The sequence below is a fragment of the Streptomyces sp. NPDC002698 genome (genome assembly GCF_042888945.1).
Taxonomy (GTDB): domain Bacteria; phylum Actinomycetota; class Actinomycetes; order Streptomycetales; family Streptomycetaceae; genus Streptomyces.
The window spans coordinates 15,830-32,766 of the sequence record NZ_JBIAQM010000044.1 but is presented as its reverse complement, the minus strand read 5'-3'; the positions used below and the strand labels follow the sequence as shown (position 1 = coordinate 32,766).

Below are 16,937 nucleotides of genomic sequence, written 5' to 3'. Positions count from 1 at the left end.
CGCATCGTCGTCGACGAGGCCGTGGTGATCGCACGGGTACGCGCCGGGGAGTCGGAGGCGTACGCGGAGCTGGTCCGTGCCCACACGGGCATCGCGATCAGGGCGGCCAGGGCGCTCGGAGCGGGCGCGGACGCGGAGGACGTGGTGCAGCAGGCCTTCATCAAGGCGTACTGCTCGCTGGGGCGCTTCCGGGACGGCTCGGCGTTCAAGCCCTGGCTGCTGTCGATCGTCGCCAATGAGACGAGGAACACAGTGCGGACGGCGGTGCGTCAGCGGACGCTGGCCGGCCGGGAGGCGGCGCTGGCGGAGGCGGCGCCGCTGATACCGGAATCGGCGGACCCGGCGGTCGCGGCGCTGGAGTCGGAGCGGCGCTCCGCGCTGCTGGCGGCTCTGGAGCAGCTGAGCGAGGACCACCGTCTCGTCGTCACGTACCGCTATCTCCTGGAGATGGACGAACCGGAGACGGCCCAGGCCCTGGGCTGGCCGCGCGGCACGGTGAAGTCCCGGCTCAACCGCGCCCTGCGCAAGCTGGGCCGGCTGCTGCCCGCCTTCGAACCTCGGGAGCCTCGGGAAGGGGGTGACGAGCATGAGTGAGCCGTACGAGGGCGGAGGCGCCGACGATGCGGAGTCCGGCCGCGAGGGGGCCCGGCGAGCCCGTGCGGACGTCTCCCGGCTGCCGGACGAGCTGCGGGCGTTCGGGCGGTCGCTGGACGGCCCGGGGGCCGGCGTCGAGGAGTCGATGGTCGAGCGGGTGCTGGAGGACATACTCGCGATGGGGGTACCGCCCGCGCCTTCCGGGCGGCGGGAGGGGATCCCGGACCCGGCGTACGGGGCTCGGGGCCCCCGTGAGCGGCTGCGCGCGGTGCGCCGCTGGGCGAGGGCCCGCCGGCGCGCGCTCACCGCGGGCCTGTGCGGAGTGCTGGCGGTCCTGGTGCTCACGCCCCCGGTGCGGGCGGCGGTCGTCGACTGGTTCGGCTTCGGCGGGGTCGAGGTGCGCTACGACCCGTCGGCGGTGCCCTCGGCCGGGGCCCGGGTGCCGGGCTGCCCCGGGCCCTCGCTGACCCTGGCGCAGGCCGGGCGACGGGCCGGGTTCGAACCTCTCGTGCCCGACGCCCTCGGCGCGCCGGACGCCGTGACCGTGACACCCGAACCGGGAGGCCGGCTGTTGATGAGCCTGTGCTGGATCGAGCACGGGCGCACGGTCCGGATCGACGCGTATCCGGCGCGGCTGGACATCGGCTTCACCAAGACGGTCCGGGAGCCGCCGGAGTGGCTGCGCCTGGACGGCGACGAGGAGTTCGGCGATCCGGCGCTGTGGTTCCCGAGGCCGCATCGTCTGAGCTTCTGGCTCGTCGGCGCGGACGGCGGCCGCTTCACCCGCTCCGAGCGGACCGCCGGGCCCACGCTGCTGTGGATGCACGAAAGCGAGGTGACGCTCCGGCTGGAGGGCGTGTCCTCGAGGACCCGGGCACTGGAGATCGCCAGGTCGCTGAAGTAGCCGGGTTCGCCGTCTCCGGACCCGGCTCGGAATGCGTGGGCTGCGGACGGGAACCCCGGCCGGTCGAGCGGTGTACCAGAAGTGACACGCGACGTGCGGGCGGGCCGCACGTCGATCGACCGGCCGGTTCGGGGGGTTCCATGCGCAGAGTTCGTGAACTGCTCACGGTGGTGGGGGCGTTGGTGGTGGTTCTCGCGGTGGCGCTGTCAGCGGCGCCGTCCGCCCTCGCCGGCGGCCCGACGAGTGTGCTGGTGGTCTCGCCGGAGAGTTCGGAGGGCGCCGCTCTCTACTACTCGGACGCGCGGTACGGCGAGTTGATGCGGCTCCTCGGCGAGGCGAGCTCGGGCAGCCGAAAGGATCCACCCGGGCTCGGCGTCGCCGACGGACACCAGCTCAATGTGACGTGGCTGGTCCATGACGTGTCTGCCTGGCGGGTGGACCGTGTCTATCCGGACGCTCCGCGGAGCCGGGACGTCTGGATCAACACCACGACCGACATGACGACCATGAACAGCTACTGGCACAAGGCCCAGCACCCGGCCCAGGTGCGGGCGCTGTTCAAGAAGCTGGGCGTCCTGGGCAAGGCGAAGCAGCGGGGCGACGGGGGAATCCGCCCGGGGCCCTGGCAGACGCCGGAGGTCACGAGCGCCGCTCCCGCACCCGCGCGGACGCCCGCTCCCGCCGCCGGGCCGGCCACGAGGACCGCCGCCGCGACCGGCGACGGCACCGACTGGTGGTGGGCGATACCCGGGGCGGCGGCAGGAGCCGTGCTGGCCCGGATACGACGGCCTCACAAGGGGGAGCCTCGACAGGAGCTGCGGGACGTGTAGGTGCCGGCCGGATCGAGGGGGACGTATGAGGGGCCGGGGCGAACGGATCAGGAACGGGGTGCGGGTCCTGTTACTCGTGTCCATGGCATTGGCCGCGCTCGGCGCAGCACAGGCCCCTGCCTCGGCGGGTGCCTGGGGGCTCGGTAAGGGCGACAGCCCGGACATGGCCCTGGTCATCGCGGGCGACACGGGGCGGACGACCACGCTGCACGCCGAGGAGCGGGACTTCGGACGGCTGTGGCGGCTGCTGTCGCCCCGGTACACGGGGACCGAGAGGGTGCCCGAAGCGTGGACGCACGGCCGTTTTCCCGAGGTGCGGGTCACCGTGATCTGGGGGCTGACCGGTGTCGGGGGCTGGCCGCAGACCAGTCGGGCGCCCGGCGGCGATGTCGCCGTCGAGCGCCAGGACCAGCTGTTCCTCACGCCGGGCGGAACGCTGTGGGTGCGTTCGGATCCCTCGCCCGACGTGGTGGACGACGACATCCGCTGGCATCGGGCGCCGAGCGCGATGTTCGGGCAACTGGCGCAGGAGGGGAGGCTATTCGGTTCCCGGCCCGCGGCGGTGGCCGCCGTGGCGGAGCCGGACGCGGTGGACCGGGCGCGGTGGGTGCTGCCCGGACTCGCGGTGGGCTTGGCTCTCGGCGCCGGTGTTCCGTGGTTCATACGGCGCGCGGCGGCCCGGCGTGAGGACGCGGGACCGCCGCGGGAGCCACGACAGGAACTGATCGACTTGTGAGGACCGGAGGGCAGGGTCAAAGTCGTCGAGGAGGGGCAGGAGCAGGGGGGTTCCGGTGGTGATCGCGGCTCGGGCAGCGGTCACCGACCAGCCTGCCGGGTAGCCGGTCACCTCGACGCCGTAGTCGTCGTAGTCGTCGTGCCGGGTGCCGGGTGCCGGGTGCCGGGTGCCGGAGCGGTGGAGGAGGAGTTCTGCGCGGGAGGCGACACCGAAGTATCAGGCGCGGGCCGGGGCGGCGAGACCGCTGAGGGCGACGGTGCGGTGTGGATGGTGCGGGTCGGTGGCGATCCGGATCAGGAACGGGACGGCGAGAGCGGCGGCGGCCCGGCTGTCGTCGGCGCACATGCCGATCAGTACACCCATTGCTCTACGTGCCGACCCGTTTTTTGGTGTGCAGCAGGCGAACGGCCTCCCGGGCGTCCTCCCCGTGAGGGAAGTTTCCCCAGGGAAGGTTGTCGAGGTCGGCTCCGTCGATGTTCTCGGGCCGGATGGTCGCTGTCACGGCCCGGATGTCGAATGGGCCTCCCGCGAACGATGCCAGATCCGCCCCGTCGACCAGAGCCCCTGTACATCGCGAACGTCGGATCGGTCCGCCAGTCCCCCACGCCACACCCCCGTCGAATCCATCAGAGACTGGATCATGGGTGATCCGGACCAGGCAAAGCGACCGGGCAGCCAGGGCGCTGCACGCCGCAGACCATATGAACTCAGAAATCCCAGCTCAGCACGTCCCTGCGGCTCTCGCGTGGGCCATCCATCGCACACAGGGGCCGAGTAGCGCGTTTAAGGGCCAACTATCGTGCGCAGGCAGAATCCTCCGGTGTGACTGCGCACTGCATCTGGGCGCCGATGCTCGGAATCGGTCCGATGGCGATTCGCAATTCGCTGTGACTGGCGGATGCAGCGTTCTTTCAGTATCCCCAGCCAGCGTAGATGGTGACGTTCTCGCCGTTGTCCCTGGCTCCGATGCACACGTCACGCCAGTCGAGCAGCCAGCCGCTGGAGTGGCAGCTCTCCTGCTGGAGGCCCAGTACGCGGATGATCTCCGAGTGGGACAGGCCGTCTTTGCTGGTGACCGTCGCGGCGCGCCAGCAGCCGCCGGAACCGCAGCTGGTGCCTTCGTCGATCAGGGTGATGCCTGGCGGTAATGAGGGGAGGGCCTTGGACGACGGGGGGTCCGAGCCTTCGCTGATCATCAGGGCGTACAGGAGGCCGACCACGAGGGTGAGGGCGAACTGCGTCCCCAGGAAGCCGATCGCTCCGTTGCGGCGGGGGATCCATTCCGGGGGAGGGGAGTTCTCGTGTCGTCCTTCCAGTCCCGCGCCGCAGGCGATGAGCAGGGGCGCGAGGGCCGTGAACACGAGATGGGCGTCGGGCCTGGGAGCGTCGATCCAGCCCTGCTGGACGCTGATCAGCAGACCGGCTCCGGTGAGCAGCACGCCGCCGATCGCGAAGCCGACGGAGCGGGTGCGGGCGATCATCCCCCAGACGACGGTGGGCGCGACGGCGAAGAGTATCCCCAGGATGGTCAGCATGCACGGGAGACGTGTGGCTCCGAGCGCTCGGTTCCACACGGCTGGGGCTCCCCGGCGTGGCTGAGCATTTCAGTCGGCCGAAAAGGCCGACTGAAATGCTCAGCCACACGTAGTCAGAGGCCGGAATTGCGCAACGGGTATTCGCAAAGGTACCCATGGGTGCATACTCGGTGTATGGCTGACACCACCGTGAAGGTTGACTCCGAGACCAGGGACCGGTTCGCTGCGGTCGCCGCAGCCCGCGGGCAGAGCGTGCGCGCCTACCTGGCCGACCTGGCCAGAGTTGAAGAGAACCAGATCGCGCTGAGCAGGGCGACGGCTGAGTTCCGCGGCATCATTGCCCGCCCCGGCCTGGCCGAGGCCTTCGACGACGCCTTCCCCGACGACGCACCCGGCCGCCACACCAGCGCGGGGCGGGCGGCCTGACCCTTGGAACTGCACATCGACATCCGATGGCTCCTCGACCGACAAGAGGAACTACTCGGCAAAGAGCTCGGAGTCCGGGACTACTCCGGCCTGGTGGCCGCTGTCGCCCGGCACCGGGTGAACACACCCCAGCTGGACTCCGGCGAGCCCGATGCCTACTGGCGGGCCGCCGCCCTGCTGGAGCAACTGGTCCTGCTGCGCCCGCTGCCGGCCCGCAACGCCTATTTCGCATACGGCGTCGCGGTGGCCTACATCCGAGCCTCGGGGCAGGAAGTCGACGACTCCTTCGAGCCGTGGCGGGACCTGATCACCGACATTCGCGCGCTACGGCTCACCGTCTACGACATCGCCGACCGGCTCCGTTCCTGGCAAAGTGCTACATGAGACTGGTCACGGAGGCTGGTTGAGTCCAGCTGAGCCCGACCCTCATGCTGCACCTTAGGCGTGTCCGGCGGGCGATCGGCTAGAGGGCGTCTGAAAAGCCTGTCAGCGGGCAAGTCGCCTGGTAGCGGGGTGGTGTCGCACTTTCGGGGGCTGGGGTGTGCGGGCTGCGTACCCGATACTCGACGGATCTGTCCGATCCGGAGTGGGAGATCCTCTGTCCGCTGGTTCCGGCGGTCAAGCTTGGTGGACGACCGGCAAAACACACCCGGCGGGAGATCCTCAACGCACTGGCGTACTGGCTGCGGGCCGGCTGCGCCTGGAGACTGCTGCCGCATGACCTGCCGCCGTGGCAGACCGTCTGCCACTACTGGCGGCGATGGCAGCAAGAAGGCGTGTGGGAGCGGATGCCGACAGCGCTGCGTGAGCACGAACGTGTGCAGCTCGGCCGCGATCCCACTCCCAGCGCGGCCATCATCGACAGCCAGAGCATTCGGGCCGGCGAACGCGGCGGCCTGCACGGATACGACGGCGGCAAGAAGGTCAGCGGCATCAAGCGCCACCTGCTCGTCGACACCCGTGGCACCGTCCTGGTCACCTGCGTGAGCCCGGCCAGCGTAGGCGATCGCGACGGCGCCGCGGTGCTGTTCTCCCAGGCCGCTGATGCCTTCCCGCGCCTTCGGCACGTGTGGGCGGACCAGGGATACCGCGGCACCGACTTCCATACCTGGGCCCAGGAAGCCACCGGCATCACTGAGCTCTTTCAGCGTTGCCGCTCCAGGGTGAGGACCGCAGCCGCGATTGACGACATTCGATTTGGGCTGCAGCGCGCGTGATGGAAGATCCGCCAAGACTTCAGGCGGGCCACGCCTCGTTCGACTGGTGCCCGTGTTGCCGACAGCGCGCGGTTGACGGTGCGCTGGGTCGGTGACAGGTCACGACCGGGTGGGCGTCTGACCGGTGTCGTCACCCAGGGGCCGGCTCCAAGGTAGGCGCGGTCGGCGAGGATCGGGACATCCTGGCGTTCGCAGATCGGGATGATCCGGTGGGTGCGGGCCGCGGTCAGGTCGTGGGTCCGGCCTGGCAGGGCGGGTGAAAACCACAGAACCCGGCCGGCCGGGTCGGTCACGACCTGGACGTTCACCCCGTGGCGTCGGTGCTTGGCGGAGTAGTCGGTCCGGCCATCGCCCAGGCGGTCGCATGCGGCGAGGGTGCCGTCGAGCAGGACGAAGTCCGGGTCGGCTTCACGAAGGACCTTGAGCAGGCCGGGTGCCCGGGCCGCGAGCAGGTCGACCACGGTGTGGGTGTAGGCGTGGGCGGTGCCCACCGAGATGCCGAAGCCTGCGGCGATCTGCGCGAGGGTGTCGTGTTTGCGCAGGTACACCAGAGCGACCAGCGCGCGCTGGTGCGGTGGGAGCTTGCAGCGGCGGTCACCCTCACGGGTGACGATGAGCATGGTGACCCACTCGACCAGCGCGTGCGGCAGGTCGAGTGCGGCAGGGTGGGGAACCAACGAGGCTCCTGCACCGACGGGTTGGAACTTCGAACACCCCCCAACGGCACAGGAGCTTCGTGCGTTGCGGGTCCCGCCACCGTGAGGTGAGCGGCCTGTCACCCATCCTGACGCGGCGGCACTTCTGTAACCGGCTGCGGGAGGGTACGTGACAGACCTGGCAGCTCATTGGATCAGGTCGGTGTGGGGATGCTCGGGGGAGGTCGGGCAGACGTAGATCTGCATGTTGTCGGTGCTGCCGACTTCGACCTTGGTCGGCTGCGAGGGGCGCTGGCCACAGCAACTACCGACGGTGTTGGCGGCGTAGGCGGCGGCCTGTTCTTCGTGAGGTGCCCAGCTGTGTCCCTCACCGCCGTCCCATTCGAAGGAGGCGATGGTCAGCAGCGGGACCATCTGTACATCACAGACAGCGCAGAATCGGCGATACGGGTCGGTGCGGCCCCACGGAGGCCAGCCGCCGACCTTCCAGCCGGGCGCGTCAGCCAGATGGACGTCATAGAACTCCCGCGGATAGTCCGCGTAGGAGCTGTCCACGTCGGCGCCGGCTGCCTGCCATCTGCCCCAGTCGCCCACCGCCAGCCGCATCTGCGGGCTCAGGTCGAGGCTGCCGGGGTACTCGGTGATCGCTTCCGGTGCCAGCACGCACGGCTCCGGCAGATAGCCGTCATCGTTCACCTCATACGGTTCGGGCGGTGTGGCGAGGATGTCGACGACCTCGGCGGCGGACCGCCAGAACAGTGCGGTCGACGGCTTGTGATCCGGATCGTGGTCGTAGGGGCACCACAGAACCTGGAGCAGATCGGCCTGTCCGGGCGGCCGCAACAGGGGTATGTCGCGCAGATACAGCTGGGCCACGGGCAGCAGGGGGACCGGGCAGTCCGCGGGCGGAGGGCCGACGGCGAATCGCTCCGCGAGCATCGCGGCGTTCCGCTCCTTGACCGCCGCCTCCTCGGCCGTTGTCCCACGGCCATTGTGATCATGGTGCCACCGGGCCTGCATGCGTCTCTTGAGCCGCACGTCGGCCGGCGACTGGCGGAACCCGCTGTCCACGTGCAGGTGCGAGGCTTCGCAGTGCGGCCACGGCTCATCGGCCGGCCACAGCAACGGCCCCCCGACCGAGCTCTCCCCGACCGAAGGCGACCCGGGACGAGGATGCAGTCGAATCGCAGGACGCGCCAACGGCGCCAGCTCGGGAAAGACCCCGGTCACGTCCACGGGCCGCGGCGGAGTAGTACGTACGAAAACCATGCCGGTGATCCTGCCACCAGCCACTGACAACCCCTGTCCGCCTCAACCAGATACGGTGACAACGGTGTTCAGCTCGTCAAGTCCAACGCATGCAGCCCCGGCCACAGCGACAGCAAGCCCGCCTCTGTGACAACCAGCGTGCTTCGGCCCAGCCATCACTCGATCAGTGGCCACTCTGAAAAAGCTCACTGTGGAGGTCGTGCAGCGCCGCGACGGAGGATTCCGCTCGACCTGGGCGAAGGCAGGGGCACCGCCTCCGGCAGTACCCCTCTTCGCGGTGGTCCCGCGGCGTTGGGTGGTAGAGCGGACGTTCGCCTGGCTGGGACGATGCCGCCGCCTGTCGAACGTGGGCGCGACGGCGCGTTGGTCACCGAGCTGGACTACCGGCTGCGCGGCCGGGTCCGCGAACGGGCCGGGCGGAATCGCCAGAGCCGCGGCAGTCCCAGACGCAGCCCTTCGCGGCGATGACATCGCGGGCCAGTCGCCCGGGCGCGGGAGTTCGCGGAGATCTGGCAGGCGGCCGACAAGGTCGTGTACTCCAGGACGCTGGAGTCGGCCTCCACCACCCAGACCCGGATCGAACGCGACTTCGACCCCGAGGCGGTTCGGCGGCTGAAGGCATCTTCCGAACGTGACCTCACCGTCGGCGGGGCCGCCCTCGCCGCCCACGCGATCGCCGCAGGGCTGGTGGACGAGTACCACCTGTTCGTCGGCCCCGCCGTGCTGGGCGGCGGCAAGCCCTTCCTCCCCGACAGGGCCCGGCTCCGCTTCGAGCTCCTGGACGAACGCCGGCTCACCAGCGGCGTGGTCTACCTCCGCCACCACACCCAGCCGTGAGCACCCGGTGCAGCCGGGCCGGGGCAGATCGGGTGCGCCGGGTGCTCAGCCAATCTGCCCCTGAAGGACCTGGCGGGCGATTCTCAGCTGCCTGTCCCGCAGCGCGGTGCGGTCCTTGAGCACGTCGGGGTGATCGTCGAGCCAGCGCTGCTGCATCACGGCGAGTCTGGCGTAGGCGGTGCGCAGGTATCCGGTGTCCTGCTTGCAGTGGACGTCCGCCTTGGTTGCGGGGTGGGTGCGGATGTCCGCGTCGGGCGGCAAGGCTCTGATCAGGTCGAGGGGGTCTTTGGCCTGGACGCGGTTGGTGAGCATGCACTGCCGCCAGCCCTCGTTCGCCTTGCGGAAGAGGGAGTCGTGCTTGAGCCACTTGTACGCTGTCTGCTCCCCTTCGTTGAGCTGCATCCGCAGTTCAGTCCACCGCACCCGGCCGTCGCCCAGCATGTGCTTCTCCGCCTCGGCCTGGCAGCCGCTCGCCGGCATGGTCACCTTGAGCAGCTTGCCCTTGACGGAGATCTCGTTTCCGGGTTTGCCGTAGAGGGCGCGGTTGAAGGCCTCTCCTTGCGGCTGCTCCGGTGGCGCCAGCGTCTGGCTGTCCGCCCCGATTTCTTCGAGGGTCTCGAGACCGAACGGAGTCGGGCGGGACACCGCCGCGTCACCCGCCTTCGCCACGGGAGCGGGCTCGAGGGTGAATCCGCGCTCGGCCATACAGGCGACGAGGACCTGTTGCTGGGCGGTCGCGATCTGTTCGCCGCCCTGGGTCCAGGCGTAGAGCTGGGTGTAGATCGGCGGACGCAAGCCCTGTTCGGCGAGTGCGGCCGGGGACGGCGGACGATGGGGCCGGGGTTCGGGGTTCTGGGCCCTCGCGTCGGCGAGCGCCCAGATCGTTGCGCCCACCGTGGCGGTCAGGACGCAGGCGGCGATGTGCCGGCGAGTGCCGTGGAAGCTCAGGGCCATGTGAATCCTGTCGAGGTCCGGAACGTGCGGGCCCGGTTTGCGCCGGGCCCGCACGTTCGCCGAGGTCAGAAGCAGTCGGTCGACGTCCGGCCCGGGAGCGTCAGCCGGCTGGCCCGGTCCCGGAGGCCGGAGGGCAGCGGATCGCCGCTCTGCGTGCCCGCCTGGTCGACGGTGGAGGCGGAGTTGACGTAGTGACCGGGGTTCAGGCAGAACAGGAAGCCCGTTCCGTTGGTGTTGTCCCAGTAGTGGCTCTCGTAGTTCCCGGTGCTTGAATTGCTGGCCGAGTAGACGTTGTTGTTGACCGGGCGGTTGAGACCGTTCCCGCTCACGTTGTATTCGTCGAAGGTGTCGTTGGAGAAGTCCGGGTCGGAGTTGAAGAAGGACTGCCGTGCGGAGTTGATGTCGGTGTAGAAGACGCAGTGGTTGCCGTCGGCGCAGTTGGGGCCGGCGGCCGAGGGGGACGCGCCGACCAGTGCGAGCGTGGCGGTCATGGCGGCAACTCCTGCGATTGCCGCGAGCCTTGTACGCATGCGCTGTCCTGCCTTCCCGGTGATCCGCTGATGGGTGTTCTGGTCGCTTACCGAGCTGAACCTGAGCTTCACGCTGTGTCCTTTCTTCGCGTTCTCTGCGACTCCGACGTCATCTCCACGGCGGGGGGCCTGTTGGACTGGTCGGTGTCGTTCTGGATGGGCGCACCCGTTCCTTCCTTGATCGGAGGGGCCCCGGAGCCGGTGGGCCCGGTACGGGAAGCGATCGTTGTGAGACGCGGTATAGGAGCCGTATATGCCCTGATGGGGATGCGTGCGGCAGGTGATCGGGCGTGGCTTCGGCCGGCTGCGCGTCGCGGACCCTTGGGGCCTGCGGCAAGGGGGTGCCGGCCGGGGAGGCCGCACCGGGCGGCAGTCCGCTGATCCACGTCAGTGCGGCGTCATGCGTGGCTCGGGCGGGCAGGCGCGGGTCCGAGTCGGAGAGGCTGGTGTACCTTCGGGCCGCCGGCGTTGATCCATGCAGCCTTGGGGGGCGGCCGAGTGGAGTTGGGGATTCTGGGGGATCTGGCGGTCCGTCGCGAGGGCTTGCCGGTCGACATCGGATCGCCCAAGGTGCGTCTGCTGCTCGCGGTCCTGCTGAGCAGGCCCGACCGGCCCGTACCTTCGGAGCTCCTGATGACCGCACTGTGGGGCGAGCGACCGCCGCGCTCGGCGCGTAAGAACCTGCAGCTGTACGTCCATCTACTGCGCAAGGCCCTGGGCCCGGAGCGTATCGAACGGCAGGGCGACGGCTATCGCGTGGTGGCGGGTGATGCGCTGGACGCCACGCGGTTCGAACGGCTGGCCCTCCAGGCGGAGGAGGCCCTGCGACAGGGTGAGACAGCGGGCGCGCAGGAGTTGCACGGTGAGGCGCTGCGGTGCTGGAACGGGCCTGCGTTCGCGGAGTTCCTGGATACCGAAGCCGTCGCGACCCGGGCGGCCCGGCTGGAGGAGCTGCGTCTTGCCGTGCATGAGCGGTGGGCCGATTGCGGTCTGGCCCTCGGCAGGCATGCCGAGGTGGTCGTGGAGCTGACGGGGCTGCTGCCCCGGCATCCCTTTCGGGAGTCGCTCCGCGGCCAGCTCATGACGGCCCTGTATCGCTCGGGCAGGCAGGCCGAGGCGTTCGAGCTCTACCGGCGGACCCATGCGCTGTACAGGACCGAACTGGGCGTCGAGCCCGGCCCGGGTCTGCAGCGCCTGCACCAGGCGATGCTCCGCGGCGATGAGGGCCTCATACCCTCTCCGGTCCCCGTCGCGGCACTGGTGCCGGTCGGGGCCAACCCCTACCGGGGCCTGCCGGCGTTCACCTCCTCGGATCACGACCGGTTCTTCGGCCGCGACCGGCTGTGCGGGCTGCTGTGGGAGCGCGTGGAACGCTTCCCCATGGTCGTCGTGTTCGGCGCGTCGGGATCGGGGAAGACCTCGCTGCTGGCGGCGGGCCTACTGGGCCGGATCCGGCGGGATACGACCGCTCGGTGGCAGCCGGTCATGATGACGCCGACCGACCAGCCGGTGAAGCAGCTGGCGGCCGCGCTCGCCGAGCACGACCGGCCTGCCGGTCAACTGCTGCTGGTGGTCGATCAGTTCGAGGAATTGTTCACCGTGTGCTCCGATCCCGCGGTACGGGAGGAATTCGTCGCCGGGCTGTTAGCGGCGTCCCGTGCCGGAACGAAGGTCGTGCTCAGTGTCCGTGCGGACTTCTTCGTCCAGATGACCGGGCTGAGCGAGCTGGCGCCGGCGCTGATGAGCGAGGCGCAGCTGCTGGTCGGCCCGCCGTCGGCCGCGGAACTGCGAGAGCTGATCGTCCGGCCGGCGGATCTTGAGGGCTGCTCGGTCGACGCCGATCTGCTGGCGACCGTGGTGGCGGAGGCCTCCGGCGCTGCCGCCGCGCTCCCGCTGGTGTCCCACGCGCTGCGGGAGACCTGGCGCAACCGGGCCGGCCGCACCCTGACCCTCGCGGCGTACCAGGCAGGGGGCGGGATGCACGATGCGATCGCCCAGACCGCCGAACACGTCTACGCCGAGCTCGAACCCGCCGAGCAGGACCTGGTGCGCCGGCTCATGCAGCGGTTGATCAGCCTGGACGAGGACGGGGTGCGGGACAGTCGGCGACGGGTCCCGCAAACCGAACTCGACGGGATGGGCCCGGCCGCGGCGGTCGCGGATGTGGTCGACGAGCTGGTGGCGGCGCGCCTGGTGGTCGTGGACGAGGATCGGGTGGAGATCGCCCATGAGGCGCTCATCGTGGCGTGGCCCAGGCTGCGGGCCTGGCTGAGCGAGGACCGCCGGCGCCTGGTCGTACGGCAGCGGCTCACTGCCGCGGCCCGAGTCTGGCAGCAGTCGGGGCGGGACGCCGGAGGGCTCTATCGGGGCTTGGGGCTGGCCGAGGCGCGCCCCCACCGCTCGGAGCTGAACCTTCTGGAGCGTGAGTTCCTCGACGCCAGCGAGGCGCTGGCCGAGTCCGAACTCGCTGCGGCGCGGCGCCGGGTCCGCCGGCTGAGGGTCCTGGCGATAGTGCTGGCGGTGCTGCTGGCGGCGACCGTGTCCGGGGGCGGTGCCGCCTGGCAGCAGCGGCAGGTGGCACAGCGCGAGCACCTGACCGTCCTGGCCCATCAGGCCGCGCTCACATCGCGCTCGCTGGTCGCCACCGACCCGGACGTCGCCCGGTCCCTCGCCCTGGCCGCCTATCGGCTGCATCCCGACGCCGACACCCTGGGCGCGGTGATCAGTACGTCGGCGTCCGCGCAGCCCAGCGTCGTACTCAACACGAACGGGCCCGCGTCGTTCGGCCTGGCCCTGTCCCCTCACGGCTCGTTGGTGGCCGCGGCCACCAGCGACGGCACCGTGGAGCTGTGGGATCCGAAACGACACAGGAGGCTGGCCTCCTTCACCGAGCATGTCGTCAAGCCGCTCCCCCAGGGGTTCTTCGCGCTGAGGGTGGCCTTCAACGCCGACGGTACCCGGCTGGCGTCCCTGGCCCGGTTGAACAATCCGAAGCAGCCGACCGGAGGCTCGGTCGTCGTGCGGGAGGTCCGGTCGAGGAAGGTGCTGTTCAAGCAGGTAGTGTCCGGCGACCTCAGCAACGGTCTGGCCTTCAGCGCCGACGGCACGGTCGTGGCCTACGGCACCGGCGAGGGCACACGGGTAGCCACGCTGGGCGGTGGCAAGGCCGTGTTCCTGCCCACCGGTATGCCCGCGGCACTCAGCCTGGCCGGCGATCAGCGCTCGCTCGCCGTCACCCGTACCGATGGGACGGTGGCCGTCTGGGACATCGAAACCGGTCGCCGTCGCTTCGAGCTGAACACCGAAGGCGCCCAGGTGGCCCGGTTCGGCTCCACATCCGATGTCCTGGCCACGGCCTCCGAAGAACACGGCATCAGGTTCTGGCGGCTGACCGGCCGCTCGGCCCGCCAGTTCGCCGACCTCCCGGTGCAGACGGCCTTCCCCTGGATGATCTCCGCGCCGGTCGGTGATCGGATCGCGATCGCCGACGAAGAGGGCATGATCTCGATCTGGGACTACCGGCGCCGCGAGCAGATCGCCCGCCACGCCGACCGCTACCGCTCGGAGACCATGGCTCTGGACCTGGCACCGGACGCGAGCACGGTGGTCTCGGGCGGTCTGGGACGCACCATCGTGGTGCGCCGGACGGCCCTTCCCTTCAGCGGTCACGGCGGCGCCGTGAACGACGTGGACGTCAGCCCCGACGGCCGGCTCGTCGCCTCCGCCGGCGACGACAGGTCCGTACGGATCTGGAATGCCTCCGGTGCTGCCGAACGGCTGCTGGGCGGACACTCCGACCATGTCAAGGCAGTCGCGTTCAGCCCGGACGCCACGGTGCTGGCGGCGGTGACGCGCGACCACACCCTGACTCTGTGGAACCCGTCGACCGGTCGGCGCCACACCACCATCACCTTCACCGGTATGGGCACCGGCACGGACGTCGCCTTCAGCCCGGACGGCAGCACGGTCACCGTGATGTCCCTGGGAGGAACGTTCCGCTGGAGGGTCAGCGACCCGGCACACCCCCGTCCACTGCCGGCGCCGACCGGCCCGCGCACCTCGACCGCCATGGCCTACCCCGCTCGGGGCGGCCTCCTAGTCGCGAGCACACCGGCCGGCGGCATCGCCGTGTGGAGCACCGCCGACGACCGGCTGGTGAAGGCCTTTCCGGCCACGCAGGGGTCCACGCAGGACATCGCGGCCACTCCGGCGGGCGATCTGATCGCCACCGCCGGCTCGGACCACACGGTGCGCCTGTGGTCGACCCGGACATGGAAAAGCAGGGGCACCCTGACCGGCCACACCGCAGCGGTCGGCACGCTCGCCTTCAGCAAGGACGGACGCCTCCTCGCCTCGGCAGGTGAGGATCACACGATCGTCGTCTGGGATGTACGAACCCACCGGCGCATCGCCACCCTCACCGGCCACTCGGCAGACGTGCAGGGCTTGGCGTTCACCCCGGACGGAACCCTGCTGTCCGCGGGAGCCGACCAGCGCATCATCCACTGGCCGCTGACCGCGACCGAAGCCATCCGGCGCATCTGCCGAGCCACCGCCCTACCGCCCACCGCAGCGCAACTCGACCGCCACCTCCCCGGCCAGGACACCGGCGCGCTCTGCCCGCAGCCCTGACCCGGGCACGCCGCCGGCGCGGCATGCTCCCCTGCAAGCGGTCCGTGGCCGGCACCACCGCCCAGGGCGACCGGGTGACCTTCGGAAATACCCGCGCTATACCGACGCGGGGCACGCTCAGCGCACAGGTCGCTCCCCCCGCCGGCGAGCTCACGATGAGGGCCGTACACGGCTACCGCCAACTCGGCCCTCATCGTGACCGCCATGCGGGCGACACACCGCGACCGGACGCGGCCGTCCCGCAGCGCCCAGCCATAGCGGATGGGCACCTGCCGTCCCATCGCCGCGCGCACACCCCGTCCCGGACACGCATGAACTCGGCACCAAAGAAGGAGGCACGTTGACATCCCTCATCCGCACGCTCAGCCCAGGGCTGCTCGGCAGACTGCTCGTGGCTGTTGCCGCCCTCGTCGTCCTGCCCTGGCAGGCCGCGGCGCCGGCCGCCGCGGCGGCCCCGCCCATCGCCTTCCAACTGCCCTTCACCTGCGGCCAGCAGTGGCGACTCGACAGCTGGGCACACGCACCCGCGCTCGACATGGTTCGCGAGCCCAACCAGGTCGGCACCGAAGGAGCACCGGTGCTGGCTCCGGCCTCCGGCACGGTCCGGCAGTCCTTCTACCACTCCAACGCCGGCAACGTGATCCAGATCAACCACGGGCAGCGCTACTTCACGACATACCTGCACCTGCAGAGCCGCGATGTCAGCGTCGGCCAGACGGTGCAGCGCGGCCAGCTGATCGGCCGGGTCGGCAGGACGGGGCCTACCTCGAACGACCACCCGCACCTGCACTTCGAACTCGCCTACGACGCCGACAACAACGGATCCGCCACCTGGGGCAACTCCACCTCCGAACGGATCCGCCCCTGGTTCAACGGCGTCGAGTACGGCCAGGCCAACAGCCGGACCTGGCGGAACGTCACCAGCAACAACTGCGGCGGCACACCAGCGCCCACCTGCAGCGGCGTCAACCTCGACTTGACTGCGTACCCCCTCATCCAGCAGGGATCCAACGGCAGTCTGGTCAAGGCGGCGCAATGCCGACTGATCGCCGCCGGACACAATCCGGGAGAACCGGACGGCGACTTCGGGCCCGACACCGCAACGGCGACGATGGCCTTCCAGTCCGCCCGGGGTCTCACGGCCGACGGTGACATCGGCCCCAGGACCTGGACGGCCCTGCTGTCGTACGGCTCGACACCGGCGCTGCAGAACGGGTCGACCGGCGCGGACGTCAGCCGACTGCAGCGAGCACTGACCGCGGCACTCGGCCGAACCGTGGGCATCGACGGGGACTTCGGCCCCAACACCGAACAAGCCGTGCGCGACTACCAGACCACCCGCAGCCTCGGCGTCGACGGCGACGTCGGCCCGCAGACCTGGGCAGCCTTGCAGGCCGGACGATAAGCACCCTCGTGGGCGGGGAAGCACGGCAACTCCGCCCACGACCGGCGTCGGATCGGCCGCGAGGACGTCCGGTGCTTCAGAGAGTCGAGGCCGGCGTCGCGGTGGTCCTGGAGGGGATCTTGCACGAGGCCATGCCGCAGAACCAAAGCCGAGGCGATCGTGCGGGCGCCGCGTCGCGCGGGGGACCACATGTACCTACCCCGGCGGGCGCAGGGACGACGCCGTGTGCAGCCGCCGAGGCTTCCGGTGGGACGAACTACCCCCGCGGGCGCGGGGACGACGGTGCGCCACACCACCGTCGGCCGCATCCTGCGCACGGCGACACGCAGCCGTACCGGTTTGCCTTCGATGCGGACGGGGTTTTGGGCGACGTACATGACGACGTAGGAGTCGTTGTTGCGGCCGGCGGCGA

General features: G+C 70.3%; 16 protein-coding genes and 3 pseudogenes. 12 read left to right on the top strand and 7 right to left on the bottom strand.

The window, feature by feature from the left end; all coding sequences use genetic code 11:
* Nucleotides 1-24: 24 nt before the first annotated feature.
* The 4 genes from ACFYW9_RS36250 (at nucleotide 25) to ACFYW9_RS36235 (ending at nucleotide 3,064) form a co-directional block, all read left to right on the top strand.
* Nucleotides 25-594 carry an RNA polymerase sigma factor gene (locus tag ACFYW9_RS36250; RefSeq protein ID WP_351875407.1) on the top strand — a complete coding sequence of 190 codons (570 nt, stop codon included), beginning with the start codon at nucleotides 25-27 and terminating at the stop codon, nucleotides 592-594.
* Nucleotides 587-1,498, top strand: coding sequence for a hypothetical protein (locus ACFYW9_RS36245; protein WP_389159373.1), 912 nt, complete (start codon nucleotides 587-589; stop codon nucleotides 1,496-1,498). The genes ACFYW9_RS36250 and ACFYW9_RS36245 overlap by 8 nt, the downstream gene beginning before the upstream one ends.
* Nucleotides 1,499-1,638: 140 nt before the next feature.
* On the top strand, nucleotides 1,639-2,328 hold the full coding sequence (locus ACFYW9_RS36240) for a hypothetical protein (protein ID WP_351875368.1): 690 nt from the start codon (nucleotides 1,639-1,641) through the stop codon (nucleotides 2,326-2,328).
* An 82-nt stretch (nucleotides 2,329-2,410) separates the two neighbouring features.
* A complete protein-coding gene (locus tag ACFYW9_RS36235) occupies nucleotides 2,411-3,064 on the top strand; it encodes a hypothetical protein (RefSeq protein WP_389159372.1) in 654 nt (217 codons plus the stop codon).
* A gap of 216 nt (nucleotides 3,065-3,280) precedes the next feature.
* Here the strand turns inward: ACFYW9_RS36235 and ACFYW9_RS36230 are convergent, their stop codons facing one another.
* The 3 genes from ACFYW9_RS36230 to ACFYW9_RS36220 form a co-directional block, all read right to left on the bottom strand.
* On the bottom strand, nucleotides 3,281-3,427 hold the full coding sequence (locus ACFYW9_RS36230; protein ID WP_389159371.1) for a hypothetical protein: 147 nt from the start codon (nucleotides 3,425-3,427) through the stop codon (nucleotides 3,281-3,283).
* Between the two features lie 4 nt (nucleotides 3,428-3,431).
* On the bottom strand, nucleotides 3,432-3,566 hold the full coding sequence (locus tag ACFYW9_RS36225; protein WP_389159370.1) for a hypothetical protein: 135 nt from the start codon (nucleotides 3,564-3,566) through the stop codon (nucleotides 3,432-3,434).
* 409 nt (nucleotides 3,567-3,975) lie between these two features.
* A complete protein-coding gene (locus ACFYW9_RS36220; RefSeq protein WP_389159369.1) occupies nucleotides 3,976-4,599 on the bottom strand; it encodes a hypothetical protein in 624 nt (207 codons plus the stop codon).
* A 174-nt stretch (nucleotides 4,600-4,773) separates the two neighbouring features.
* On the opposite strand from ACFYW9_RS36220, the gene ACFYW9_RS36215 reads away from it, so the two are divergent.
* The 3 genes from ACFYW9_RS36215 (at nucleotide 4,774) to ACFYW9_RS36205 (ending at nucleotide 6,242) form a co-directional block, all read left to right on the top strand.
* A complete protein-coding gene (locus tag ACFYW9_RS36215; RefSeq protein WP_351875377.1) occupies nucleotides 4,774-5,025 on the top strand; it encodes an antitoxin MazE7 in 252 nt (83 codons plus the stop codon).
* 3 nt (nucleotides 5,026-5,028) lie between these two features.
* Nucleotides 5,029-5,409: a toxin Doc gene (locus ACFYW9_RS36210; RefSeq protein WP_351875380.1), complete on the top strand. Its 381-nt coding sequence runs from the start codon at nucleotides 5,029-5,031 to the stop codon at nucleotides 5,407-5,409.
* Between the two features lie 155 nt (nucleotides 5,410-5,564).
* On the top strand, nucleotides 5,565-6,242 hold the full coding sequence (locus tag ACFYW9_RS36205; protein ID WP_389159368.1) for an IS5 family transposase: 678 nt from the start codon (nucleotides 5,565-5,567) through the stop codon (nucleotides 6,240-6,242).
* On the opposite strand, the gene ACFYW9_RS36200 is transcribed toward ACFYW9_RS36205, so the two are convergent.
* Both ACFYW9_RS36200 and ACFYW9_RS36195 read right to left on the bottom strand, forming a co-directional pair.
* Entirely contained in the window at nucleotides 6,170-6,919 is a 750-nt protein-coding gene (locus tag ACFYW9_RS36200; protein WP_389159367.1) for a transposase family protein, read from the bottom strand. The genes ACFYW9_RS36205 and ACFYW9_RS36200 overlap by 73 nt on opposite strands.
* A 165-nt stretch (nucleotides 6,920-7,084) precedes the next feature.
* Entirely contained in the window at nucleotides 7,085-8,167 is a 1,083-nt protein-coding gene (locus tag ACFYW9_RS36195) for a hypothetical protein (RefSeq protein WP_389159366.1), read from the bottom strand.
* Between the two features lie 145 nt (nucleotides 8,168-8,312).
* Between ACFYW9_RS36195 and ACFYW9_RS36190 the strand changes: the two are divergent.
* A pseudogene (locus ACFYW9_RS36190) lies at nucleotides 8,313-8,510 on the top strand (hypothetical protein); the annotation flags it as partial.
* A 188-nt stretch (nucleotides 8,511-8,698) separates the two neighbouring features.
* On the top strand, nucleotides 8,699-9,004 hold the full coding sequence (locus ACFYW9_RS36185; RefSeq protein ID WP_389159365.1) for a dihydrofolate reductase family protein: 306 nt from the start codon (nucleotides 8,699-8,701) through the stop codon (nucleotides 9,002-9,004).
* A gap of 45 nt (nucleotides 9,005-9,049) precedes the next feature.
* On the opposite strand, the gene ACFYW9_RS36180 is transcribed toward ACFYW9_RS36185, so the two are convergent.
* Nucleotides 9,050-9,958 carry a hypothetical protein gene (locus ACFYW9_RS36180; RefSeq protein WP_389159364.1) on the bottom strand — a complete coding sequence of 303 codons (909 nt, stop codon included), beginning with the start codon at nucleotides 9,956-9,958 and terminating at the stop codon, nucleotides 9,050-9,052.
* 65 nt (nucleotides 9,959-10,023) lie between these two features.
* Nucleotides 10,024-10,449: a hypothetical protein gene (locus ACFYW9_RS36175; RefSeq protein WP_351875398.1), complete on the bottom strand. Its 426-nt coding sequence runs from the start codon at nucleotides 10,447-10,449 to the stop codon at nucleotides 10,024-10,026.
* Between the two features lie 537 nt (nucleotides 10,450-10,986).
* Between ACFYW9_RS36175 and ACFYW9_RS36170 the strand changes: the two genes are divergently transcribed.
* The 3 genes and pseudogenes from ACFYW9_RS36170 to ACFYW9_RS36160 all read left to right on the top strand — a co-directional run.
* Nucleotides 10,987-15,120 carry a BTAD domain-containing putative transcriptional regulator gene (locus ACFYW9_RS36170; RefSeq protein ID WP_389159363.1) on the top strand — a complete coding sequence of 1,378 codons (4,134 nt, stop codon included), beginning with the start codon at nucleotides 10,987-10,989 and terminating at the stop codon, nucleotides 15,118-15,120.
* Between the two features lie 535 nt (nucleotides 15,121-15,655).
* Nucleotides 15,656-15,916 (top strand): annotated as a pseudogene (locus ACFYW9_RS36165) (M23 family metallopeptidase); the annotation flags it as partial.
* A gap of 198 nt (nucleotides 15,917-16,114) precedes the next feature.
* Nucleotides 16,115-16,525, top strand: a pseudogene (locus ACFYW9_RS36160) (peptidoglycan-binding protein); the annotation flags it as partial.
* Nucleotides 16,526-16,937 lie beyond the last annotated feature (412 nt).